The sequence below is a fragment of the Caproicibacterium sp. XB2 genome (assembly GCF_044880635.1).
GTDB lineage: Bacteria > Bacillota > Clostridia > Oscillospirales > Acutalibacteraceae > Caproicibacterium > Caproicibacterium lactatifermentans.
In genome coordinates, this window is record NZ_CP173227.1 from 531,576 (window position 1) to 554,033 (window position 22,458).

Here is a 22,458-nt window from a genome sequence, read left to right on the forward strand (position 1 = left end):
CTCCAGTACCGCCGCTGCGCAAATACAACTACATTAATTTGTTGAGATTTGTTTTAATTGAAGTTACACACTCCATTATTTCACGTTGACAGCAAATACTTTGTACTGCTGGCCGTTCAGAGTGATGTACACACCATAGGAGCCAGTCTGTGTACCATGTACCTTGCAGAGGTAAGAACCATCGGCGTTCTTCTGCAGGCCGCAGGTTGTCAGAGCAGCATCTCTAGCGGTGTTGAAGGTAAAGTTATCAACCGTTGTCTTCGGGGTAATCTTAAAGCAATAAGTATTGCCCTTTTTCAGATCTACAGTTTGGGTAGTGTCGCATTGGAACGGACGGTCGGTAACCTGTACTGTGAAGGCCAGTTGGCCATTCACGTAAACGCCGGTCTTATCGCCAACACCATCTTTAACACCACCGTTCATGTACATGCCATAGTCACCAGACATACCGTCCCACAAGGTGTAACCCTTGCTCGGATATGCACGGGTCTGCATAACCTTGTCGTTGCCGGCGGTGTACTTGAAGTCTGTGAACTTCTTGCCGTCAGCAGCTATGAAGGTAACATGCTGTGCGGTGCTCTGGGTAACCTTTACAATGTCCGTCGGGCCAACAATCTTGCCGTTAACAATAGCGACAACCGGTGTGTTGGTTACGGAAACAGTGTAGACGTGGGAAACCTTGCTGCCGTCCGGCAGAGTAGCGGTTACAGTGATAACGGCAGTGCCGGTCTTACCTGTTGCGGTAACCTTCAATGCATTATCGGTAGCAGATGTAGGAACAGTTGCAACAAAGTCGTTGGAGGACTTGGCAGTGACATCGGTCAGTGGGCTGCTGCCGTTCGGGGCAGCAGTCAGAGTCATGGACTCGGACGGTTTGATAACGTTCTTGTCAGCGGTCAGGGTGAAGTCAGTTGTAGCAACAGACTTCTTATCAGTGACAGTTACGTTATAAGTTACCGACTTACCCTTTACTGGTTCTGCGTTACCAGTCGTTTCATCCATCTTATACAGCTGTGCGGTTACCTTCTGTGTTTTGCTGGTAGCTGTGTTGTTTTTATCGTAAGTACCAGTGATGGTGTTGGTCAGGCCGCTGGCGCCGACTGTACCCAGCTTAAAGTCTGCATTCTTGCCATCAGTATAGCTCCAGTTAATGTAGAAGTTATCGCCAAAGCTGCTTGCCGGATATGGATTAACAGCCAGCTGCTTAGTTTCGCCGGAAACAATCTCAACGTCATAGGTACCATTGCTGTTCAGTTTACTGCCCTGTGTTGCGTCTGTCAGACTGCCAACAGTAACATCTCTGACAACAGCATTTTTGGAACCTGCTTTTTGTTCAGCAGTGTAGCCAGGTGTCACGATGTTTGCGTAAGCAGTCTGATTTTCATTCTCTTTGTCATTGCCGTCATTGGTATAGGCAATAGCTTTAGCATTGTCTTTGGTCATGAAAGCAGTATCGCCGTTCTTTACATCGTTGACCTTCAGTGTGAAGGCATCACTTCCGTTACCCAGAATGGTCAAGCTGTTCGGCGCAATGGCCAAAGTGCCAGTTTTATCATCGCCGGTAGTGCCAGTATTATCATCGCCGGTAGTGCCGGTAGTAATAACATTGCCAGTGAAAGTTGCCTTGCCGGAAACCGTGAGTGTCTTTCCGCTTGCAATAGAAGCGGAAGGACAATCTGCAATGGAAGCAACGGTTGTGTTGCCGTTAACAGTCAGATTGTAACCATCCACTGCTGGAAGAATGATGTCTTCAGTGCTTGAAGAATTATTCATTTGTAACGTACCCTGGGAATCAGTGGAGGCCTTTGTGATGACGCCAATGGAAGCCTTTGCGCTGTTGATTTCTATATTGTTAGCAGTGATGGAATTAACCTTTGTGCGGATAGCGGCCTTATCCTTGTTTGCGCTAACGTCAACAGTGCTGGCACTGGCAGTTGTCTTGACAGAACCGACTGTTGTGGTTGCAACGTCGTTTTCATTGCCGATGTTGACAGCACCCTTTGTATCAATGCTGTCCACCTTTGTGGAAACAGCTGCGTCGTGTTTGGTTGTGCCAACCAGTGTATTATTGACAGTGACCTCTGCTTTAGAGCCTGCCTTGGTATCGGTAACCTTTTTAACGGTTGCACCGTCAATGGTAACTGAGTTGCCGTTGATGTCGAGGGTGCCAATGGTTGCGCCGGCAGGGATGGAAGTTGTGCCGGCCAACTTCAAAGTAACCTTTGCCAGCTGGTCGTTGGTCATGGTAACCGGCTTCTTATTGCTGCCATAAGTAACCTCATAGGAGCCCTTGGTTGTGGTGGATGCCTTAATAGCACTCACATTATCATAAGTAGTGATAACGGGAGCAGTGGTAACGGACAGTTCAGGAGAAGTCTTGGTTTCCTTTACACCTTTATTTTTATTGTTGTAGAGGTAGGAAGCGGTTGCGCTGCCGACAGCGACACCGGTTGCCTTATTAGTATCCACAGTCAAAACAGCCGTGTCACTGCTGGCTGTCTTGTCAACAGCTGAGATGTAGGCCGGTGTGGCGAAAGCGTCTTTAGAATCATCGGCTGCTACGGTCTCGCTGTACAGATAAGCGTTGCCGCCGACGTTGATGGAATCCACTGTGTTACCAATGTTAGCATCCGTCTTGGCGGAGGACCAGACAGTGCTGATATAGCCACCGTCGTCTTTTGCGGTGTCAACCAAATCAATGTCAAAGGTGATTGGGACCAAGTTATATGTCTTGCCGCCAGCGGTGCACTGCAGGCCGGAAACAGTAACCTGCTGTGTGCCGGCTTTCTGTTCAGTAAAGGAGATGTTACCTTTGGCGTTATCAACCTTTACAACTGTGTTGTCAGCGGTCGCGGTAGCATTCGTATCACCAATCGCGGTGATGTCAGATGTATCCAGAACGGTACCATCCGTTGTGGTGACGGACTTAATGTTCAGGTTAGCGGCAGTGCTGTTAGCATCCAACTCTTTGAACAGGTTGGAAGTAGCGGCCTTTGTAACGTTAACTGTGGTGTTGCCGCCCTTTGCCATATAGACGGTGCTGTTTTCCAGCTGTGCCTTCGCGGTCGGCAGTGTTGGTGCAGTAGCAAAAGCAGTAGCAGTGCTCATAGCAAAAGCGCTGCTGACCATCGCTGCTGCCAAGGCGACCGCAGCGACCTTCTTAAATAATGTATGCATTTGCGTACCATGGGAAAACCCACAGTGTATCGCATGGCCGCCGCGGCACAAAAAACACCCGAAGCAAAACAGCTGACTGGCCGCTTTTCCGCCGGCGAAGACCATTCGTTTATGTAGATTATAGGATAATAGGATGGTAAAGTCAAGCGTGAACGGTAATATTTGTGAACTATCCCTGTATTATTCTGGAAAAGAAAATTATGAAAGAGAGCATCTAGTTTCCAGCAAGTTCCGGGTCCACCTGCACACCGCGGGACTCCACTGGGGTGGAAAAAACAATTTGGGTGGAGGTGACGCCGAAGTGTTGCAGCTGCCCAATGAAAGTGTCCAGTTCGGCGGTGCTGGGGTAGGCCACCTTAATCAGCATGGAGTAGTCGCCAGTCACGCAGTCACACTCCAGTACGTTGCGGCACTGGCGAATGAAAGGATAAAATTCGGTTTTCTGGTCCGGTGTCATCTGCAGGTTAATAAAGGCCTTGATGTGATAGCCCAGCTTGATGGGGTCCAGCTCGGCACAATAGCTGCGGATGATGCCCTGCCGCTCCAGCTTTTCAATACGGGCAGAAATGGCCGGTGCGGATAGAAACACTTTTTTGGTCAGGGTTTTAATTGGGGTGCGAGCGTCCTCCTGCAGGCTTTCCAGCAGGGCTGCATCAATTTTATCCAAACCTATCATCTCACTTTCCGAAATTTGCGGTCCCCTGTACGGAGGACTTCCTTCAATAAAAAATGGCACGCAGCCCAAAGCGGGCGCGCACCATTGCGTTCTGTTTCTATTATTATGAAACAGGAAAAAGAAAAATGCAAGCTTTTTGTTGTGTATCCTGCAAAATTTCCGCGGCGTGGCGTCCGTTGCAAACGCACAGGGCCTGTGCTATACTAAAACGCGTTGTAATGTATATGTTTGATAAGGAAAGGACCTGTGACTATGAATTTTAAAGGAATTACAAAAGAGGAGGCTGTTGCTTGCAGCCAGTCCTACCAAAGCAGCACGCTGTGCCATGCCATGACCAACGCACTGTATAAAAACAACGTAAAGGACCTTGCCTACTGCGGCGCCGCCATGCCGGATACTCAGTTCCAGTATTCAGTGGAAATCCCTACGCTGGAGGTAACCAACCAGAAGCACAGCGGCCGCTGCTGGATTTTTTCCGCGCTGAACCTGCTGCGCGAGCGTGTCGCCGAAAAATGCGGCCTGAAAAAGTTTGAACTGTCCCAGAACTATATTTCTTTTTGGGATAAATTTGAAAAAATCAATTACTTCCTGGAGACAATCATCGACCTAAAGGATCGGCCGGTGGACGACCGTCTGCTGACCTTTGTACTGCAGACCGGCGTTGCGGACGGCGGTCAGTGGGATATGCTGGTAAACTTAATAGAAAAATACGGTGTTGTGCCAAAATCGGCTATGGGTGAAACGTTCCAGAGCAGCAACACGGCGGACATGAACCATATGCTGAATACCAAGCTGCGCCAGTACGCGGCAAAGCTGCGCGCGGCTGACAATCCCCGCAGCCTGAAATCCGCTATGCTGGCGGAAATGTACCGCTTCCTGTGCATGTGCTTTGGTGAGCCGCCGAAGCAGTTTGATTTTGAGTATGTCGACCGGGATGGCAAGTACAATATCGTCCGCGGCATGAACCCGAAGCAATTCTATGATACATATATAGGGCTGGACCTGCGCGGGAACTATGTGAGTATTATCAATTCGCCTACCGAGGATAAGCCGTTCAGCCGCACCTACACCGTTGACTATCTGGGCAACGTGGCGGATGGCAGCCCGGTGCATTACCTCAACCTGCCTATGGAGGAGGTTGAGGACCTTATTGTCCGTCAGCTGAAGGACGGCCAGCTGGTTTGGTTCGGCAGCGATGTCGGCCAGCGCGGCGACCGGGAGCACGGCCTGTGGAACACACAGCTGATTGACCTGGACAACACATTCGGCATGGACTTTACCATGAGCAAGGCTGACCGGCTGGACTACCGCGAGAGTGCCATGAACCACGCCATGCTGATTACCGGTGTCAATTTGGGCGAAAACGGCAAGCCAACCAAGTGGAAGATTGAAAACAGCTGGAGCGACCAGCATGGCGATAAGGGCTATTATCAGATGAGTGCCGACTGGTTTGACAACTTTGTGTATCAGGCCGTTATTCAGAAAAAGTACCTTTCCGATGCCCAGAAGAAAGCGCTGGAAACAGAACCGATTCACCTGAATCCGTGGGACCCGATGGGCACGCTTGCGGACTGAACGGGAGGCATCATTTATGAATTTACAGGAAGACCTAAAAAAGTACGCACATCTCATTGTCTGCGGCGGCTGCAATCTGCAAAAGGGGCAGGAGCTGTTTATTAATGCTTCCCTGGAGGCGGCGCCGCTGGTGCGTCTGGTTGCGGAAGAAGCTTACTGTGTCGGTGCCAAAGATGTAACTGTTGAGTGGGCGGACGACAAGCTGACGCGTCTGCGCTTTGAGAACGCGCCGATGGAATGCCTTGAAAATTTCCCGAAGTGGCGTGCGCAGCTGCAGAACAGCATGGCGGAACGCGGCGCGGCAATCCTTTCCATTTTAAGTTCCGACCCGCAGGCACTGTCCGGCGTGGACTCAAAAAAGCTTCTGGCTTACAGCAAGGCGGCCCATTTGGGCGCAAAAGCGTTTTATGATGGGATGGACTTTGGCCACAATGTTTGGTGCATTGTTGGTGCGGCGTCGCCATCGTGGGCAAAGCGCGTTTTCCCGCGCTGCTCCACGGTCATGGCAATGGATAAACTGTGGAAAGCCATTTTTCACGCCGCTTATGTGGATACGCCGGACCCGGTCGCCGCATGGCAGGAACACCGCAGGAGTTTCGAGAAGTGCTGTGCGTTCCTGAATGAGAAGCAGTTTGACCGGCTGGTGTATCACAACAGCATTGGTACGGATATTACGGTCGGTCTGCCGAAGAATCATATTTGGGAGGGCGGCGGCTCCAAAACAGTGGACGGCGTTGCGTTCTATCCCAATATGCCGACCGAGGAGATTTTCACTTCCCCGGACCGCACCCGTGTGAACGGTACGGTGCACAGCGCACTGCCGCTGAGCTATCAAGGTGTGCTGATTGATGATTTCAGTCTGACACTGAAGGATGGGCGCATTATCAGCTGTTCCGCCGCAAAAGGTGAGGATACGCTGAAGGAAATCATCGCCGCAGACGATGGTGCCAAAATGTTCGGTGAGTGCTCCCTGATTCCGAAACAGTCGCCCATCTCTGAAATGGGTGTGCTGTTCTACAACACACTGTTCGATGAGAATGCTTCCTGCCATTTTGCGATTGGCTTGGGCTTTCCGGAGTGCATTCAGGGCGGTTTGAATATGTCCAAAGAAGAGCTTATCCAGCATGGCATTAACAATTCCAGCATGCATGTGGACTTTATGCTGGGGACGCCCGACCTTTCTGTTACAGGCATTACGGCGGACGGCACAGAAGTTCCGGTCTTCCGTGACGGCGGCTGGGCTTTCTAAACATTTATATAATAGGGGACAGTCAGCAGCTTCTCTGCAGCAAAAGGGCAGCGGAGAGGCCGCTTTTTCTGTGTAAAAGGGCATGAAAGTTTGACAACCGGCGGAATATACGGTATTCTAAAATGAATTACGGCAGGTTTCATAGAAAGCAGGTAACAAATGACAGACTGTTTAGGAATATTGACACTGGCCGCTTTTTTGGTGACGGCTGCTAAATTTCTCACCAAACGTCTGCCACTTCCCCGCTTAGATGCTGCCGCGGGCAAAATTCATGTGGTTTCCAGCCTGCTTTTGCTGGCGTTTTCCATCGCACACGGTATTTGTGCGTGGCACCTTGCGGGACAGCGGCCGGCTGTGTCCTTTCTGCTTGGAATTTTATTGTTTCTGTGTGTGCTGGCAACTTTTTTCAGTCACATCTTTTCCAAAAAGTTGGGCAACCGCTGGCTGATGGTTCACCGCGCTGCGACGATCTGCATTTGCGTTTTACTGGTGGCTTTGTTTCTGCTCATGTGGTTTTTGCCGTGACGGCGGAGCATATATTTGTTCTACATTCTATATAGTAAGGCAGTGCACAAGTATGATGCTGGGCATTGTGAAGGACTCCACCATTCGGTGCAAAAACATTGGTGGGTGGCGAGCCGAAAAGATGGGGGCCGACGCGATTGTCAATATTCGCTATGCGACTTCTTCAATTATGCAGGGAGCGGCGGGAGTGATTGTCTACGGTACGGCCGTTAAAGTAAAAGCGTAATTTGTTTTAGGTTCGTTCCTGCTTTTGGGAGTATCCCCGGAAAGGGGATGCTCCCTTCCTTTTATATTCTTCGGCGAAAGACCGCACTGCACGCTTGTTTCTTCTTGGGTAATGAAATATAATAAAGGAAATTGAAACGGGCACGGTCGCCTGTGAAAAGGACCAAACAGCAAAGGCACTTTCTGCAGTTTGCGGTGATGATTGGGATGATTGCAGCGGCTTCAGGAACCGGCTGTTTTTTCCGCTTTCTCGGATTCCCGGAAACGAACATTGTAATTGTCTATCTGCTGGCGGTGAAGCTGGCAGCCTGTTTCTCCACTTGCGCCGCACAATTTGACCCGCTGCCTGACGGGCGCCAAGAACTGCGCGGACTAGGCGTCGCGGCACATTTCATTCGCGCCTTTTCTTGCAAGACAGCTTTTTTGTGCTTTGATAAGGAAGGCATACTGGACAAAACCTTTGTGCGCAGGTCCGGCCGGATAAACAAATTCGCAGGGAGATGCTGGACAATGAGGCGATGCGTGCACTGATGGCGGGCCTGCAGCGGAAAATCAAGAAAAATCCCGGTAAGCCGCACTACATTATGACCGAAGTCGGCGTTGAATATCGGCTGGCAGATGAATGATTACAGGAGGATATACAGTTGAATTTAATTATTCGCAGAGAAAAGCCGGATGACCGGTATGCAGCGGAGTACATGACAAAGAAAGCGTTCTGGAACCTGCATGTACCGGGATGCAGTGAGCATTATTTGGTGCATAAGCTGCGCCGGGATGCAGCCTATCTGCCGCTTTTAAGCCGGGTGGCGGAAAGCAACGGACAGGTTGTCGGCGCGATTTATTATGCCCGTGCTTTTGTACAAAATGGTGATGAGCGGACCGAAGTGCTGACTTTTGGCCCGTTGGCGGTGGAACCGTCCTTTCAAAAGCAGGGAGTCGGCAGCCAACTGCTGGAAACAACAATGGACCTTGCCCGGCAGGCTGGTTGGAAGGCAATCCTGATATATGGGGAACCAGAGTATTACCCCAAACATGGGTTTATAACCTGCGACCATTTCGGTATTACCACGCCGGACGGCAAAAATTTTCCGGCATTTCAAGGGATCGAACTCGTCTCCGACGGACTGAAGGGTATCAGTGGTCAGTTCCATGAACCGGACGTATACAGCCATCTGCCGCAGTGGGAAGTAGACCAGTACGACCGTCTGTTTCCGTATCTGGAAAAACGGAAGCTGCCGGGGCAGTGGACCACATAAAACAACGGAATCTTTTTTCTACTTTTGGCGTAAAAATCTCATATGATGCCAACGGAATTGGATGCGTGGCCAGTTGGAGATTTTTATTGTCCGGCTTTGTTTTCTCAAAACAGCCCACCTTTTTAGGCGGGCTGTTTTTGCGTTTAAGGAGACAGATGCTGGCCGGCACGGCGGCAAACAAACCGGCAGGCCGAAAAATTCCGCTCGTCGGGACTGTGCTTTGACAAATTTTCGGTCTATCGTTGATTATAATACATGTCAATGGGAGGTGAGTTTGTTGCAGACGGTGTATGTGGATGTGCTGCTGGCAGTCAACTTATTTATCGATTATTTTTTGCTCCTTTTGACGGCTAAATTCCTGCACATCAGCGTACGCCGGTATCGGCTGCTGCTGGGCGCGCTCATTGGGTCCGGCGGTTCCCTGATGATTCTTCTTCCGCCGCTTGCTCCGGCAGAAGAGCTGCTCCTCCGGCTGGGGTTGTCGCTGCCTATTACATTGGCAGCGTTCGGCTTTGGCGGATTCGCCGCATTTTTCCGGCGGGTACTAACCTTCTTCCTTTTTAGCTTTGCGCTGGCAGGTATTTTGCTGGCAGTGTGGTATTTTGTGGCGCCCGGCGGGCTGTTTGTAAAGAACAGCGTCATTTATTTTTATGTGCCGCCGCTGCTGCTGATTGTACTGACGCTGATAAGTTATTTTATTCTGCGATTGGTGCAGCGCGCTGCAGGAAGAGGACCGCTTCGCCATACAGTGTGTCAGGTGCACGCAAAACTTGGCGGTCGAGAGGTTAGCTTTTCCGCACGGATAGACACCGGCAGCGCACTGACAGAGCCATTTTCAGGGTTGCCCGTGATTGTAGCGGAGGAGCAGGTCCTGCTGCCCCTGCCAGACGACCCGCCGCGTGCGGTGCCGTATACTTCCGTTGGCGGGGAGGGACTGCTGCGTGCATGGCGGGCGGAGGACTGTACACTGGTTTTCCCAGAGGGTGGTTTTTGCCGTGCAGAGTGCTACATAGCCTGCACAAAAGGTAAACTTGCCGGAGGTGAATATCAGGCACTGGTTCCGCCGTCTTTACTGCAGGACGTGGAAACAGACAGCAGAAACACCAGAATACAAAGAAAGGAAACTGGATATGCTGGAAAAACTGAAGCAATGGCTTCTGCATCTCTTCGCCGCGCCCGTCCACTACATAAACGGACCGGAAACACTGCCGCCGCCGCTCACCAAAGAGGAAGAAGCTAAAGTTTATGAAGAAATGGCGGCAGATGTACCCAATGCTCGGGAACCGCTGATTACACACAATCTGCGTTTGGTCGTTTATATCGCCAAAAAGTTCGAGTCGCCGGGGGCGGGGGCTGAGGACCTCATTTCCATCGGCACCATCGGGCTGATTAAAGCAGTGAACACGTTCCGGCCGGAAAAGAAAATTAAGCTTGCGACTTATGCTTCCCGCTGCATCGAAAATGAAATTCTTATGTATCTGCGCAAATCCAGCCAGCTGAAAAACGAGATTTCCATAGATGACCCGCTGAATGTCGACTGGGACGGCAATGAACTTTTGCTGGCCGATGTATTGGGCAGCGACAGCGATACAGTCAGTTCCGGCATCGAGACCGAGAATGACCGCCGCATGTTGCTGGAGGCGGTGTATGCGCTGCCTCCGCGGGAGCGGCGGATTATGGAAATGCGTTTCGGGCTGAACTCCCAAAAAGAGCATACGCAGAAACAGGTGGCGGACGCACTTGGCATTTCGCAGTCTTACATATCTCGGCTGGAAAAGCGAATTATTGCCCGGCTGCGGCATGACCTTGAGAAAGCGGGGTGACCAAACAAAACAAATGCAGAACGGTCCCTGAAAAAGTGTGAAGATATTTATATATAAAAAGACAGGCAATCCCGTTTGTCCGGCAGTGCGTACGGCTGTCAGCGGACGGAATTGCCTGTCTTTATTCTGTTTTATGCTTCGGCAGCAATCAGCTGTTTCAGCAGCGCTTCTGTTTTTTGTGCGTCTGCACGTCCACGGGTAGATTTCATTACATAACCGACCAGTGATTTAACGGCTTTTTCTTTTCCAGCTCGGTAGTCCTCTGCGGCTTTCGGATTTTCCTGCAGTGCTTCATGGCACAATGCATCCAGCTGCTTGTCATCAATGCCGGCGAGGTCCTTTTCCGTCAAGAAAGCGGACAGGGGTTTGCCGGTATCCAGCATCTTTTCCAGTGTGGATTTTACCAGATTCATCCGCAGCTTGCCAGCATCCAGCAGCTTTAGCAGGGCATTGAGGTTTTCCGGCGGAACCGTGACAGCGAAAGCTTCTTTATCCGCTTCGGTTTCCATACGGCGGAACATCTGCCCCAAAATGCAGGAGGCAGCGGCTTTTCCATTTTCCAGACCAGCGGCTGCTTTGTCAAAATAATCTGCAACACTGCGGTAGCGCATGAGCTGCTGTGAGTCTGTATCGCTGATGCCGTACTGGTTTTCCCAGCGTTCTGCGCGTTCCCACGGGTCTTCTGGTAAAGATTTCCGCAGCCTTTCCACGGATTTGTGTGAAACATGAATGGTCGGCAGGTCTGGTTCCGGAAAATATCGGTAGTCCTGTGCATCTTCTTTGCCGCGCATACTTTCGGTGCATTCGTCCGCCTCATTGTACCGGCGCGTTTCCTGCACTACTTTTTCGCCGCTGTCCAGCAGGTCACACTGGCGGTCATATTCATATGCCATTGCTTTGGTGATGAAGCTGATGCTGTTCATGTTTTTAATCTCGGTGCGGGTGCCCAGCTGACTGCTGCCCTGTGGGCGTACGGAAATATTTACGTCACAGCGCATAGAACCTTCTTCCATTTTGCAGTCGGAAACACCGATATAGCGCATAAGAAACTGCATTTTTTCCACATATTCTTTGGCTTCTTCCGGTGAGCGAATGTCCGGTTCACTGACAATCTCAATCAGCGGAACACCGCCACGATTGTAGTCTACATAGGTGTTTCCACGGGAGTGAACCAGCTTGCCGGCGTCTTCTTCAATGTGAATACGGGTAATACGCACTTTCCGCCCATTGGAAAGTTGAATGTAGCCGTTGGTGCACAGCGGCATATCATATTGCGAAATTTGGTAGGCTTTCGACAGGTCGGGATAGACGTAGTTTTTACGGTCCATTTTGCTGACTTCTGCAATGTCGCAGTGTGTGGCAAGTCCCGCCATAATGGCGTATTCCACTACTTTTTTATTCAGCTTGGGCAGGGAGCCAGGCAGACCAATGCACACAGGGCAGCAGTGGGTATTTGGCTCACCGCCGAATTCAGTTGTGCAGCTGCAGAAAATTTTCGTTTTGGTGGCCAGTTCCACGTGTGTTTCTAATCCGGCTACCAGTTCATAGTTACTCATTCTGTTTATTTACCTCCTGGTCCTGTCTTTTGCTAAAGATGCTTCCGCTTTTGCATAGATACGCGAAAAGTAACCGTTTCCATTTAGCATACCGCAACCCCCGGCTGATGTCAACGCTTTTGCACAGCAAAGTGACAAAACGGACAGTGCTCGTCCTTTTTTGACCGTTTCAGCCTTTCCGCGGTGAAATGCCACACCGCAGAAAAGCCGTGTTGTACACTTTTTGTGCGGCTTTGCAAACAACGAAGAGCAGAGCGATCTCCACCGGCAGAAGGACTAGATTTTTCACAATACGGATGGGCAGAATGGCAAAAAAAGATTTGCCATATACCATGGAATTCCACAGCGTGTTCATCAATAGATTGCTAAAAACCGTGACCAGTGATTTGGAGGCGATGACACGGGAAAGACGTATGGGGCTGTGGTACAGGAAAATGCCGTACAGGCAGCCGCTGAACATGGCGGTCAGCATATACGGTGGAAAGTATACGCCGCTTGGGTGCACACAGTAACCCAGGATATCTCCCGCCGCGGCGGACAGCATGGCGACGGTCGGGCCAAAAAGCATACCGGTCACCGCGCTGGCAAGGTAGGAAAAGCTGATGCGCAGGAAAGGAAGCACATCGATGCTGTACCCGGCCAGCACAACCTGCAGTGCCAGCAGCAGTGCCGCAGTTACCAAGGACGGCAGCTTTTTCAGTTCTGCGGCGGAATCACGGAACAACGACAGAAAGGCAGTACGCTTTTGCATAAAAATACCTCCAGTTGGCAGCACACGCAGAAAGGGCACTAAATTGGTACCCCTATCAGGTGCTGCATATCCGGAGGAAATGCAGCAGCGGGATGCGAAACCTATACCGCAAGCGGGGGATGCAGCCCCTGCTTTTCGTCCTGCCGACAACTCTCCGTTCGGCGGGCACTTTACGCATAAATTCCTACTCTGCTTTGCTACATGTTTTATTTTATGCCAATATTATAAACCTGCCGGCAAAAAAATGCAAGTTCTTGCAAAACCAATTCATTTTTTGCAGCCGTCATAGTCATCTAAAAAGTTACGGGCAGTGCTGCCGCGCCGCCAGCTGAGCACGGTTTCTAGATTAACGCCCTGTGCGCTGCGGAAAATATTGGTGTCCACCTGAGGGTTGTCCGCACGCAGGGCAGCAATCAGTGCCTTCACCTGGGCACGCTTTCCGCCGCCGTTTGGTTTATGGGCGCCCTCTTCGGTGAAACGGCAGGAACACTGTAAAAACTGCAGGCCGTTGTAACGCTTCCATGCCAGAATGTCACGTTCCCGCACGTAGTACAGTGGGCGGATAAGCTCCATGCCGGCAAAGTTTTTACTGTGCAGTTTGGGCATCATGGTGCGCATTTCTGCGCCATACAGCATACTCATCAGGATGGTTTCTATCACATCATCAAAATGATGCCCCAGTGCAATTTTATTGCACCCCAGGTCCTGTGCATATCGGTACAGGTAGCCGCGCCGCATACGCGCGCACAAATAGCAGGGCGATTTTTCTTCGCCGGCCGTTACACGGAAAATGTCGCTGTCATAGACCTTTACCGGAATGTGCAGCAGCTGACAGTTGGAAAGCAGCAGTGCACGGTTTTGCGGATTATACCCTGGGTCCATGGCAATGAACTGCAGGGAAAACGGAATTTCCGTATACTTTATAAGATGCTGCATACAGCAGGCCAGCAGGACGCTGTCTTTACCGCCGGAAATACATACGGCGATTTTGTCACCGGGTTTTATCAGCTCATAGTCCTTGATACCGCCGATAAAGCGGTTCCAGATGGGTTTGCGGTATTTTTTAATGATGCTGCGTTCCACTTCCTGATATTTCTCCATTGCAATCATCCCTGTAAATTTCTATAATAACAGTATATACTATTGATTATTGTCTATTGTATCTTTTTTGCCGCTGTCCCGCAACTCTCTGCGGCATTTTCAGGAAAGGAAGAAAATCATATGTTTTTGGGTATGCATGTATCCGCCTCAGCCGGTTTTCTGCACATGGGAAAAGAGGCGCTCTCCGTTGGTGCGAACACATTTCAGTTTTTTACCCGCAATCCACGCGGCGGGAAGGCCAAAACACTGGACCCGCAGGACGCAGCGGCATTGTGCAGTTTTCTGCAGGAAAACCACTTTGGGCCAATCGTTGCGCACGCGCCCTATACCATGAACGCCTGTGCGGCAAAGCCGGAGGTGCGGGATTTTGCGTTCCGCGCGATGAAGGACGACCTGAGCCGCATGGAATACCTGCCGGGCAACTACTATAATTTTCACCCCGGCAGCCATGTGGGGCAGGGGGTGGAAACCGGTATTCAAAAAATTACAGGGGTACTCAATACGGTGCTGACACCCGAACAGCACACGACCGTTCTGCTGGAAACCATGGCCGGAAAAGGGACAGAAGTAGGCCGCAGCTTCGAGGAACTGCGTGCCATTTTGGATGGGGTTCAGCTGACGGACAAGGTCGGTGTTTGTCTGGACACTTGCCATGTATATGACGCCGGATATGACATTGTCAATGATTTGGACGGTGTACTGGAAACCTTTGACCGTGTCATTGGTCTGCAGCGGCTGAAAGCAGTTCATTTGAATGACAGCAAGAACCCTTATGCAAGTCATAAGGACCGCCACGAATCAATCGGCAACGGTTCCTTGGGGCTTGCGGCACTGGTGCGTGTGCTAACGCACCCGGCGCTGTGTGGTCTGCCGTTTATTTTGGAAACGCCGCAGGACACAGCAGGGCACGGAAAAGAAATTGCACTGCTGCGGGCAGCAGTGTATGCGAAAAAAGAATAAAAAAGCATTTTCATCTTTACAAATTGTTGGTTCGTTGTATACTTGAAAAGTACCATTTGAGTATGGGGAAGAAGGATAGGCATGATTAAAATTCATCAAAAGCGGCTGAAGGCGGTTACGGAAAACATGAAGCGGCGCGGTCTGCCGCAGATTTTGGTATCTTCTACGGCATCGGTCTACTATTTGACTGGCCTATGGATAGAGCCAATGGAACGCCTGCTCGTCCTATACATCCGGGACAACGGCGAGTGCGCACTGTTCGGCAATGCGCTGTTTGGTCTGACGCCTGGCGGAGATGTGCCGCTGTATATACATACGGATGCAGACGACCCGCTTACAGACCTTGCAAAGGTTGTTCGCTCCGGTGTGCTGGGTGTGGACAAGAGCTGGCCCAGCTGTCATCTGCTTAGCCTGATGAAGCAGCGTCCGGACGTAACGCCGAAACTTGGCAGCGCCCCGGTGGATGAAGCCCGTATGTTGAAGGATGAAAAAGAAATTAAAGCACTGCGCAGTGCTTCTCGTATCAATGATGAAGTAATGGAAGCATCTTTAAAAGCTGTCCGCGAAGGGGCCGTTGAAAAAGAAATGGCCGCTTTTGTGGAGCATCAGTTTGCTTTGCATGGCGCAGACCGCGCAACGGAGGGCATGATTACTTCGTTTGGGCCGAACTGCGCGGACCCGCACCATTCTCCGGATAATACACTGGTCAAGCGCGGCGATTCTATGGTGTTTGATATTTATATTCCCATTCAGCGTTATTGGTGTGATATGACGCGAACCGTTTTCTTTAAAGAAATCAGTGACGGGGACCGCCGCATTTATGAAACCGTTTTAAAGGCGAATTTAGCGGCGGAAGCAATGATTCGTCCCGGTGTTATGATGTGTGACATCGACCGCACTGCGCGTCAGGTTATTGAGGACGCGGGTTATGGGCCGTACTTTACCCACCGGCTTGGACACGGCCTTGGTATTGACTGCCATGAACCGCCGGACAACGGCGCTTCCTGTCAAATGCTCGCGCAGGCCGGCATGGTTTTCTCCGTGGAACCGGGCATTTATCTGCCCGGGAAGATGGGTGTGCGGATTGAGGACCTTGTGCTGGTAACACCAGACGGCTGTGAGGTACTGAATCATTACACAAAAGACCTGCAGGTCCTCTGCAAATAAAAATCAGACAAGGCGTTTATAAGCCGCTTTTTATAGAATGGGCAGGGCCTTTCTTTAGAATGGGGAAAGCGTCCAGCCTGTTTTTTATGCGTAAAAGACAAGGTGGACAGCAAGCGGCGCCACAAGACAGGCGGCCAAGTCCCCTAAAAGCGCCGCCGGCAGGGTGTGCCGTGTCTTTTTGATGCCAATGCTTCCGTAGTATACAGCAATACAATAGAAAGCGGTTTCTGTGCTGCCAGCAAGCGCCGCGGCAATGCGTCCAGTCAAGCTGTCGGCACCATACTGCTGCAGAATTTGAGTCAGCACAGCGGTAGAGCCGCTGCCGGAAACCGGCTTCATCAGAATCAGCGGCACCACCGCCGATGGCAGGCCAATGCGGCATGTCAACGGTGCCAGCGCTTTTGCCAGCAAGTCCAGTGCACCGGAAGCCTGCAGCATCGTAATACCGGTTATCAATCCAATTAAAGTAGGCAGAATGCCAACCGCAGTTTTTAGCCCCTGCTTTGCGCCGCATACAAAGGAATCAAAGACGGGCACTTTTCGCAGGACACAGAACGCGACCAAACAGACTACGGATATCGGAAGGACGTAAGTTCCTAGCTTATCCACAGAAACGCCTCTCCATCAGCTTCGCCGCGGTTACAGCCGTCAAAAGTGCACATACGGAAGTAATCCAGATGACCGGCAGAATGTCAAATGGCTGGGCCGCCCCGTATTTGCTGCGCAGAGTAGCCAGAAAGGTGGGAACCAGCTGCAGGGAAGCGGTATTCAGAACGACAAATAGGACCATTGCATTGTCAGCTGTGCCGGCGGGTGTTTGGCTTTCTTTTTTCAGTTCCTGCATGGCGGCAAGGCCAAGAGGGGTGGCGGCGTTGCCGAGTCCCAGAAGGTTAGCGGTCAAGTTCATACAAATAGCGCCCAGCGCGGAACTGCTGCGTTTCAGTTTTGGGAAAAGACAGCGCAGCAAGGGAGAAAGCACCTTCGCAAGTAGGCGGGTAAGGCCGCCCTGTTCCGCGGCATACATCAGTCCAGTCCAGAAACACATCATCCCCATTGTTTCCAGACAAAGTTTAACTGCATTTCCAGCGCCGCTTAAAATAGCATCAGAAAGTTGAGGGACTCTTCCTGTGCAGAGTGCACAAATAAAACTGGCAAAGAGCATTCCGACCCATATCCAATTAAGCATTTTCATCTCCCCCTTTTATCATGTATACAAAAATATAAAGAAAATTATTCTAACGTTCACAAAAAATTCAAATGTTAATATTGACTTCTTTTGTCGAATCAACTACTATTATGAAAGAAAGGTAATCTATTTACTAATTGAACCGTTTTTTACAAACAGAAAGGAAGTTTACAATGAAATCAACAGGAATTATGCGTAAGGTAGATGAACTGGGCCGTATTGTGCTGCCAAAGGAACTGCGGAAAGCATTAGATATTAAGGAAAAGGATCCACTGGAAATCTTTGTCGGCGAAAGTGGCGAAATTATTCTTCGCAAATATCAGCCTGCCTGCATTTTCTGCAACGGGATGGACGGCATTATCACGTATAAGGGACACAACGTCTGCCATCACTGCATGGAAAAACTGGCACGCCGTTTAGAAGAAGACGACGACTGAATCCCAAAACATCTGCTGTATGGGCTATGCAGCAGATGACACTTTGAACGATTATACTTTGTGCATGAAGAAAAAATGACCACTGCCGCCGGAAATTCCGGTGTAGTGGTCATTTTTTTGATTTAGTGGTCTCCGCGTGTCAAATTTTCTGCGTAACTCTGCATACTATCGAACGAATTCACCCGAAAAGCGCGTGTACTCATCTGTTCCCGCACCGTGTGGGGAAGATTTTCAAAGTAGGCTTTTGCCTGCGGTTCCTCCCGCATGAGCGTAAACATATCGCGGTACGTTTTATTTTGATTTTCCATATTTATCACCCCCGCAGAAAGTATTCCCGCAAATGAATGAAAATATAAAAATGCCGCAGACGGTTTTGTCTGCGGCAAAAAGATTGCTGCATTTTTTATTTATTGTTTTTTTTGTTTTCTTTTTCCGCATGGGGAGCTGTGGCCTGCGCCTTTTTCGGTTCCTCCGGTTTAATCATTGTTTTTGGCCCTTCTTTTACAACGGGGAAAGCAGTCCGTGCAACGGCAGGCGTTTCCTCAATGAAAGATTTGATAGAGGAAAGTGAAGTTGCCGCAACAGCAGGCTTTTCTGTTTTTACAGTGGTTGTTTCTGCCGGTTTTGCTGCGGGCTTTTTGGCTTTTGTCGCTTTGCGGGAAGTGCCGCGGTGCTTTCTTGCTTTTTTTGTTTCACTGGCCATAGGAATTTCCGACAATTTCCATTCCTGATTTTCGCCGCTGACCTGTTCCCAAATCTGCAGGTGGGCACCCGCTTCACTGGAAATATCTACAATATCTACGCACCGTCCAGCTGCTTTAGAGATGATTTTATAAAACCCGTCGGAAGCGGGTTCCAGTTTCCACAGCTGTGTGTCTGTGTCACATGTTTCCCACTGGTGCAGCCATGTGCCGTTTTCTGTACCGCCCTCGATTAAATCCAGGCAACAGCCAGTAGCAACATTTTGAATGCGGCAGAAGCCACCCGCAGCAGGAACAATCTTCCACTCTTGTTCTTTTGCTTTCTGGTCAGGGACGTCCATGGTAAGCAGCGTGCCGTTGCCCTCATTGCGGCCTTCTACGCTGACTGCGTTGCCGCACTGGCGGGAAAGAATCTGATAAAAACTATTTTTAGAAGAGAACTTTTCGGTTGCGGTTTTTTTTGCTGCCATCAAACAAACGCTCCTTTTCCTCATAGGTAAATTATGCGAATATTCCATCCTGTTTTTTACTTGCAGCGGTCCTTTTATTTATTATAACATTTGTGGTATTGAAGTCAACATTCTGCCGGAAAAACAGCGATTTAATGGCAATACCGGAAAAGAAAGCTATGCTTTTTGTTGCAATTTCCGGCGTTATCCGTTATCATAACAGGGCGGTATTTTTGCAGGATGGACAGGCCACGGCAGCTGGTTTTTATGCCGCCGTATAGAAAAAGGAGATATACCATGAAAAATAGAGATTTTCCACAGGTAACCGTGACAAAAAAAGCAGAGGATTCTATTGTCGGTGGGCACCCGTGGATTTATGATACAGAGGTCACACCAATTGGGCAGGCACCGCAGGATGGGACCCTGACAGATGTCCTTTCCACAAAGGACAGATACATGGGAACAGGCTTTTATAACAGCCACAGCAAAATTCGGGTACGGCTGATTTCGCGCAATGCAAACGACACCTTTGACGCAGCATTTTTTAAACGGCGTATTCAGTATGCGTGGGATTACCGGAAAACGGTTATGGGGCCGGACGCCGACTGCTGTCGTATCATTTTCGGGGAAGCGGACCGGTTTCCGGGACTGACGGTGGACCGCTTTCACAATATCTTGGTGACGCAGACGCTTTCGCTGGGAATTGAGCGCTTGAAACCCATGCTGTTTCAGGCACTGTATGAAGTGCTGACACAGGACGGACAAAGAATAGATGGCATTTATGAGCGAAACGATGTGGCAATCCGGGAGCTGGAAGGAATGCAGCAGGGAAAAGGCTTTTATCAGTTGCCAGGCGTTCCGATGCCGGAAAGTACGGTCACGGAGATTACAGAGAATGGCATTCGCTATTTGGTCGATTTTGAAAATGGACAGAAGACCGGCTTTTTCCTCGACCAAAAGTATAACCGGCGGGCTGTTGCGCAGCTGGCAAAAGGCAGAACAGTACTGGACTGCTTTACGCATACCGGTTCCTTTGCCCTGAATGCTGCCAAGGGCGGTGCTGCCCATGTTCATGCTGTGGATATCAGCGCGGACGCTGTTGCCATGACAAAAGAAAACATTTGCCGCAATGGAATGGAAACGATCATTGACTGCGAGCAGGCCAATGTGTTTGACCTGCTGCCGTCTTTGCAGCCAAAGAAGTATGACTTTATTATTTTAGACCCGCCGGCCTTTACGAAGAGCAGAAAAACAGTCCGTTCCGCTTCCCGTGGATATAAGGAAATCAACCTGCGGGCCATGCGGCTGCTTCCACGCGGCGGCTATCTTGCCACCTGCTCCTGTTCCCACTTTATGACGGACTCCCTTTTCCGCCGAATGCTGCACGATGCTGCGGCAGACGCCGGTGTTGCCCTCCGGCAGATTGAAGCACGCCAGCAGGCACCGGACCATCCGGTACTGTGGAATGTGCCCGAAACAGACTACCTGAAATTCTATTTATTCCAGGTCGTATAAGGTGATGGCGGGAGGAATTTTACCATGACAAATCTGTTTCATCTGATTGGTACGAATATGCTTTCTTTTCTGCCGCGTCTGTTGGAAGCAGCGCTCGTTTTTGGAATCGGCTGGTGGCTCAGCGGGGTAGTACGGCATATCTGCGTGAAGATGCTTCAGCGTGCGCAGCGGGATAGTGCGGTTGTTTCCTTCCTTTCCTCAACGGTGAAAGTAACCGTGCGGATTATCGTTATTATTATGGCGCTGTCCTCCCTGGGCCTAAACACCGGTGCCATTATTGGGGCATTCAGTGCGTTGGGACTTGGCGTCAGCCTTGCCATGAAGAATAATATGGCGAATATTGCCTGCGGCGTACAAATGCTTTTTACAAAGCCGTTCCATGCCGGTGACTACATTGCGGCAGAGGGCGTGGAGGGTACCGTGGAGCGTATGGAGCTGATGTTTACAACGCTGCGTACTTTTGACAATAAAGAAATTGTGTTTCCCAATGCCCGGCTGTGTGACAGTGTCGTTACAAATTATACGGCGATGGACAAGCGGCGGGTGGACTTTGATTTCGGCATCAGCTACAGCGATGACTTGGCGGGAGCCAAAGCACTGCTCCTGCAAATCGCAGAGGAAGACAGCCGCGTGCTGAAAGTTCCAGCACCGCTGGTGGCGGTCAACAAACACGAGAAAAGCGCGTTGCTGCTGACCGCACATTTCTGGTGTAAAACGGAGGACTACTGGGATGTGTACTATGCGGTGCAGGAAAAAGTGAAGCTTGCGTTTGATGAGCACGGCTATCACATTCCATTCCCGCAGGTAGATGTGCATCTTCCTGCAGAAGATTCCCCCAAACAGGCGGGCTGAACCGAGGTATTTGTTTATTCGCCGTAAATGCCCTGTACCGTGACTTCACCGGAATTGACCGTTTCTGTTTGACCGTCCGGCAAACGTACCAGCAGCTCTCCTGCCGGTGTAATGCTGCAGGCAGTGCCAGTGTATTTTTGCTTTCCCCGGAAATAAGAGACCTGCCGACCCAGAGAAACGCAGAGCGGGGCATAGCTTTCCGGCAGAGAGCCGCTTTCCAGCAAAGGCTCCATTTTTTCCAGGATTCGCTGCAGCACTGCACAGCGTGTGTACTGTTGGCCGGTTTCAAGCAACAGGGAAGTAGCACGCTTTTGCAGTTCCGGCGGAAACGCCGGATTGTTTACATTCACGCCGATACCGGAAATGGCCCATGAGCTGCCGGAAGCATCCGTGCCGCCCTCACATAAAATACCGCAGACTTTGCGGCTGCCGATGACAACATCATTTGGCCATTTGATGCGGGCGTCGGCGGAAAATGACTTCCGCAAAGCGGTGCATACGGCGAATCCGCTCAACAGGGGGACCATAGTGACCGCCTGCGGCAGATGTGCCCCGCGCAGCAAAATGGTAAAGTACAGGCCGCCGTTTTGGGGGCTGTCCCAGCTGCGGCCGAGTCGTCCCTTTCCGCCGGTCTGGTGTTCTGCCGTGACAACCATGCCGTCCGGAGCACCGGACCGAGCTGCTTCTTTTACGTCCTCATTGGTTGAAACCGTGGTTTGCAGGCAGCGGACCGTTTGCCCGAGTGTATGTGTACATAGGCCCTGACGGACAGCCTGCGGTGTCAAAGAAATATCTGTACTCATATTTTTTAGGTTCCTTTCTGCATTTTTGTGCGTGCGGTACGCATTGTGAAAACTTTACGTTTCTGTATCTCATATTAGACAAAAGAGAGACAAAGAGCAAGACATCTGCGCCCTAAAATTCAGAAAAATTGAAAAAACCTGTTGTTTCTAATAGATACGAATGATATACTAACAATATATGTATTTTGAAAGGAAGCGGCAGCTATGGATGTTCGTCCTGGTGACCTCCTGCTGATGAAAAAGCCGCATCCGTGTGGCTGCAGCACTTTTCTGGTGCTGCGTGTCGGCATGGACTTCAAAATTCGCTGTACCGGCTGCGGGCATGAAGTTATGCTGCCGCGGCGGAAATGTGAGAAAAACATACGAAAAATCACACATGCTTCTGTAGAGAAACAACCCCACAGCTGAAACGACTTTTCATTTTTCACGCGGCAGGGGCTGTTTTTTCCGTTGACCAGCATCTTGCTCAAAGGA

The 22,458-nt window shown here is 50.4% G+C and carries 25 protein-coding genes and 1 riboswitch; of the genes, 15 read left to right on the forward strand and 10 right to left on the reverse strand.

Annotated elements, in window-relative coordinates; translation table 11 throughout:
• Positions 1-75: 75 nt before the first annotated feature.
• Entirely contained in the window at positions 76-3,141 is a 3,066-nt protein-coding gene (locus ACIHKT_RS02450; RefSeq protein ID WP_404352688.1) for a hypothetical protein, read from the reverse strand.
• A 250-nt stretch (positions 3,142-3,391) separates the two neighbouring features.
• Positions 3,392-3,844 (reverse strand): Lrp/AsnC family transcriptional regulator, encoded by a 453-nt coding sequence (locus tag ACIHKT_RS02455; protein WP_086036816.1) that lies wholly within the window; start codon positions 3,842-3,844, stop codon positions 3,392-3,394.
• A gap of 261 nt (positions 3,845-4,105) precedes the next feature.
• On the opposite strand from ACIHKT_RS02455, the gene ACIHKT_RS02460 reads away from it, so the two are divergent.
• The 9 genes from ACIHKT_RS02460 to sigE all read left to right on the forward strand — a co-directional run bounded on the left by ACIHKT_RS02460 (position 4,106) and on the right by sigE (position 10,506).
• Complete coding sequence (locus ACIHKT_RS02460) at positions 4,106-5,428, forward strand: aminopeptidase C (protein ID WP_086035333.1); 1,323 nt, start codon at positions 4,106-4,108, stop codon at positions 5,426-5,428.
• A gap of 16 nt (positions 5,429-5,444) precedes the next feature.
• Positions 5,445-6,677 carry an aminopeptidase gene (locus ACIHKT_RS02465; RefSeq protein ID WP_086035334.1) on the forward strand — a complete coding sequence of 411 codons (1,233 nt, stop codon included), beginning with the start codon at positions 5,445-5,447 and terminating at the stop codon, positions 6,675-6,677.
• Positions 6,678-6,836: 159 nt separating this feature from the next.
• Positions 6,837-7,202, forward strand: a complete 366-nt coding sequence (locus ACIHKT_RS02470) for a hypothetical protein (RefSeq protein WP_086035335.1) — start codon at positions 6,837-6,839, stop codon at positions 7,200-7,202.
• A gap of 52 nt (positions 7,203-7,254) precedes the next feature.
• Entirely contained in the window at positions 7,255-7,428 is a 174-nt protein-coding gene (locus tag ACIHKT_RS02475) for a heavy metal-binding domain-containing protein (RefSeq protein WP_086035336.1), read from the forward strand.
• Between the two features lie 499 nt (positions 7,429-7,927).
• On the forward strand, positions 7,928-8,053 hold the full coding sequence (locus ACIHKT_RS02480; RefSeq protein ID WP_338031342.1) for a hypothetical protein: 126 nt from the start codon (positions 7,928-7,930) through the stop codon (positions 8,051-8,053).
• 18 nt (positions 8,054-8,071) lie between these two features.
• Complete coding sequence (locus ACIHKT_RS02485) at positions 8,072-8,683, forward strand: GNAT family N-acetyltransferase (RefSeq protein WP_236849669.1); 612 nt, start codon at positions 8,072-8,074, stop codon at positions 8,681-8,683.
• A complete protein-coding gene (locus ACIHKT_RS02490; RefSeq protein ID WP_174193414.1) occupies positions 8,671-8,907 on the forward strand; it encodes a hypothetical protein in 237 nt (78 codons plus the stop codon). The genes ACIHKT_RS02485 and ACIHKT_RS02490 overlap by 13 nt, the downstream gene beginning before the upstream one ends.
• Positions 8,908-8,969: 62 nt before the next feature.
• The gene (locus ACIHKT_RS02495; protein WP_236849754.1) at positions 8,970-9,923 is read left to right on the forward strand and encodes a sigma-E processing peptidase SpoIIGA; all 954 of its coding nucleotides are present in this window, start codon (positions 8,970-8,972) and stop codon (positions 9,921-9,923) included.
• A complete protein-coding gene (gene sigE / locus ACIHKT_RS02500) occupies positions 9,814-10,506 on the forward strand; it encodes an RNA polymerase sporulation sigma factor SigE (protein ID WP_086035339.1) in 693 nt (230 codons plus the stop codon). The genes ACIHKT_RS02495 and sigE overlap by 110 nt, the downstream gene beginning before the upstream one ends.
• 131 nt (positions 10,507-10,637) lie before the next feature.
• On the opposite strand, the gene gatB is transcribed toward sigE, so the two are convergent.
• The 3 genes from gatB to ACIHKT_RS02515 form a co-directional block, all read right to left on the reverse strand.
• Positions 10,638-12,062, reverse strand: a complete 1,425-nt coding sequence (gatB, locus tag ACIHKT_RS02505) for an Asp-tRNA(Asn)/Glu-tRNA(Gln) amidotransferase subunit GatB (protein ID WP_174403137.1) — start codon at positions 12,060-12,062, stop codon at positions 10,638-10,640.
• Between the two features lie 169 nt (positions 12,063-12,231).
• Positions 12,232-12,813 (reverse strand): folate family ECF transporter S component, encoded by a 582-nt coding sequence (locus ACIHKT_RS02510; protein ID WP_174193411.1) that lies wholly within the window; start codon positions 12,811-12,813, stop codon positions 12,232-12,234.
• Positions 12,814-12,896: 83 nt separating this feature from the next.
• Positions 12,897-13,007: riboswitch (THF riboswitch) on the reverse strand.
• Between the two features lie 73 nt (positions 13,008-13,080).
• A complete protein-coding gene (locus ACIHKT_RS02515) occupies positions 13,081-13,914 on the reverse strand; it encodes a tRNA 2-thiocytidine biosynthesis TtcA family protein (RefSeq protein WP_086036818.1) in 834 nt (277 codons plus the stop codon).
• A 120-nt stretch (positions 13,915-14,034) separates the two neighbouring features.
• Here ACIHKT_RS02515 and ACIHKT_RS02520 point away from each other — a divergent pair, with 120 nt between their 5' ends.
• Positions 14,035-14,874, forward strand: a complete 840-nt coding sequence (locus ACIHKT_RS02520; protein WP_086035342.1) for a deoxyribonuclease IV — start codon at positions 14,035-14,037, stop codon at positions 14,872-14,874.
• 81 nt (positions 14,875-14,955) lie between these two features.
• Positions 14,956-16,041, forward strand: coding sequence for a Xaa-Pro peptidase family protein (locus tag ACIHKT_RS02525; RefSeq protein WP_236849668.1), 1,086 nt, complete (start codon positions 14,956-14,958; stop codon positions 16,039-16,041).
• An 84-nt stretch (positions 16,042-16,125) separates the two neighbouring features.
• Here ACIHKT_RS02525 and ACIHKT_RS02530 read toward each other — a convergent pair whose 3' ends face one another.
• The gene (locus ACIHKT_RS02530) at positions 16,126-16,650 is read right to left on the reverse strand and encodes a spore maturation protein (protein ID WP_086035343.1); all 525 of its coding nucleotides are present in this window, start codon (positions 16,648-16,650) and stop codon (positions 16,126-16,128) included.
• Positions 16,643-17,227, reverse strand: coding sequence for a nucleoside recognition domain-containing protein (locus tag ACIHKT_RS02535; protein ID WP_086035344.1), 585 nt, complete (start codon positions 17,225-17,227; stop codon positions 16,643-16,645). The genes ACIHKT_RS02530 and ACIHKT_RS02535 overlap by 8 nt, the downstream gene beginning before the upstream one ends.
• Positions 17,228-17,400: 173 nt before the next feature.
• Between ACIHKT_RS02535 and ACIHKT_RS02540 the strand changes: the two genes are divergently transcribed.
• Positions 17,401-17,664, forward strand: a complete 264-nt coding sequence (locus ACIHKT_RS02540; RefSeq protein ID WP_086035345.1) for an AbrB/MazE/SpoVT family DNA-binding domain-containing protein — start codon at positions 17,401-17,403, stop codon at positions 17,662-17,664.
• A 122-nt stretch (positions 17,665-17,786) separates the two neighbouring features.
• Here ACIHKT_RS02540 and ACIHKT_RS02545 read toward each other — a convergent pair whose 3' ends face one another.
• The gene (locus ACIHKT_RS02545; protein ID WP_086035346.1) at positions 17,787-17,972 is read right to left on the reverse strand and encodes a hypothetical protein; all 186 of its coding nucleotides are present in this window, start codon (positions 17,970-17,972) and stop codon (positions 17,787-17,789) included.
• A 95-nt stretch (positions 17,973-18,067) separates the two neighbouring features.
• Positions 18,068-18,835 (reverse strand): RICIN domain-containing protein, encoded by a 768-nt coding sequence (locus tag ACIHKT_RS02550; protein ID WP_157658896.1) that lies wholly within the window; start codon positions 18,833-18,835, stop codon positions 18,068-18,070.
• Positions 18,836-19,111: 276 nt separating this feature from the next.
• On the opposite strand from ACIHKT_RS02550, the gene ACIHKT_RS02555 reads away from it, so the two are divergent.
• Together ACIHKT_RS02555 and ACIHKT_RS02560 are read left to right on the forward strand one after the other, a co-directional pair.
• Positions 19,112-20,329: a class I SAM-dependent rRNA methyltransferase gene (locus ACIHKT_RS02555; RefSeq protein ID WP_404352696.1), complete on the forward strand. Its 1,218-nt coding sequence runs from the start codon at positions 19,112-19,114 to the stop codon at positions 20,327-20,329.
• A gap of 24 nt (positions 20,330-20,353) precedes the next feature.
• The gene (locus ACIHKT_RS02560) at positions 20,354-21,181 is read left to right on the forward strand and encodes a mechanosensitive ion channel family protein (protein ID WP_174193409.1); all 828 of its coding nucleotides are present in this window, start codon (positions 20,354-20,356) and stop codon (positions 21,179-21,181) included.
• A gap of 14 nt (positions 21,182-21,195) precedes the next feature.
• Here the strand turns inward: ACIHKT_RS02560 and ACIHKT_RS02565 are convergent, their stop codons facing one another.
• A complete protein-coding gene (locus tag ACIHKT_RS02565) occupies positions 21,196-21,984 on the reverse strand; it encodes a biotin--[acetyl-CoA-carboxylase] ligase (protein ID WP_174193408.1) in 789 nt (262 codons plus the stop codon).
• A gap of 204 nt (positions 21,985-22,188) precedes the next feature.
• Here ACIHKT_RS02565 and ACIHKT_RS02570 point away from each other — a divergent pair, with 204 nt between their 5' ends.
• Positions 22,189-22,392 carry a DUF951 domain-containing protein gene (locus tag ACIHKT_RS02570; protein ID WP_086035351.1) on the forward strand — a complete coding sequence of 68 codons (204 nt, stop codon included), beginning with the start codon at positions 22,189-22,191 and terminating at the stop codon, positions 22,390-22,392.
• Positions 22,393-22,458: the final 66 nt, after the last annotated feature.

Coding starts and splice junctions, on each gene's coding strand:
- ACIHKT_RS02460 (WP_086035333.1), top strand. CDS start 4,106: ATGAATTTTAAAGGAATTACAAAAGAGGAGGCTGTTGCTTGCAGCCAG.
- ACIHKT_RS02465 (WP_086035334.1), top strand. CDS start 5,445: ATGAATTTACAGGAAGACCTAAAAAAGTACGCACATCTCATTGTCTGC.
- ACIHKT_RS02470 (WP_086035335.1), top strand. CDS start 6,837: ATGACAGACTGTTTAGGAATATTGACACTGGCCGCTTTTTTGGTGACG.
- ACIHKT_RS02475 (WP_086035336.1), top strand. CDS start 7,255: ATGATGCTGGGCATTGTGAAGGACTCCACCATTCGGTGCAAAAACATT.
- ACIHKT_RS02480 (WP_338031342.1), top strand. CDS start 7,928: ATGCTGGACAATGAGGCGATGCGTGCACTGATGGCGGGCCTGCAGCGG.
- sigE (WP_086035339.1), top strand. CDS start 9,814: ATGCTGGAAAAACTGAAGCAATGGCTTCTGCATCTCTTCGCCGCGCCC.
- gatB (WP_174403137.1), bottom strand. CDS start 12,062: ATGAGTAACTATGAACTGGTAGCCGGATTAGAAACACACGTGGAACTG.
- ACIHKT_RS02510 (WP_174193411.1), bottom strand. CDS start 12,813: ATGCAAAAGCGTACTGCCTTTCTGTCGTTGTTCCGTGATTCCGCCGCA.
- ACIHKT_RS02515 (WP_086036818.1), bottom strand. CDS start 13,914: ATGGAGAAATATCAGGAAGTGGAACGCAGCATCATTAAAAAATACCGC.
- ACIHKT_RS02520 (WP_086035342.1), top strand. CDS start 14,035: ATGTTTTTGGGTATGCATGTATCCGCCTCAGCCGGTTTTCTGCACATG.
- ACIHKT_RS02525 (WP_236849668.1), top strand. CDS start 14,956: ATGATTAAAATTCATCAAAAGCGGCTGAAGGCGGTTACGGAAAACATG.
- ACIHKT_RS02535 (WP_086035344.1), bottom strand. CDS start 17,227: ATGCTTAATTGGATATGGGTCGGAATGCTCTTTGCCAGTTTTATTTGT.
- ACIHKT_RS02540 (WP_086035345.1), top strand. CDS start 17,401: ATGAAATCAACAGGAATTATGCGTAAGGTAGATGAACTGGGCCGTATT.
- ACIHKT_RS02545 (WP_086035346.1), bottom strand. CDS start 17,972: ATGGAAAATCAAAATAAAACGTACCGCGATATGTTTACGCTCATGCGG.
- ACIHKT_RS02550 (WP_157658896.1), bottom strand. CDS start 18,835: ATGGCAGCAAAAAAAACCGCAACCGAAAAGTTCTCTTCTAAAAATAGT.
- ACIHKT_RS02555 (WP_404352696.1), top strand. CDS start 19,112: ATGAAAAATAGAGATTTTCCACAGGTAACCGTGACAAAAAAAGCAGAG.
- ACIHKT_RS02560 (WP_174193409.1), top strand. CDS start 20,354: ATGACAAATCTGTTTCATCTGATTGGTACGAATATGCTTTCTTTTCTG.
- ACIHKT_RS02565 (WP_174193408.1), bottom strand. CDS start 21,984: ATGAGTACAGATATTTCTTTGACACCGCAGGCTGTCCGTCAGGGCCTA.
- ACIHKT_RS02570 (WP_086035351.1), top strand. CDS start 22,189: ATGGATGTTCGTCCTGGTGACCTCCTGCTGATGAAAAAGCCGCATCCG.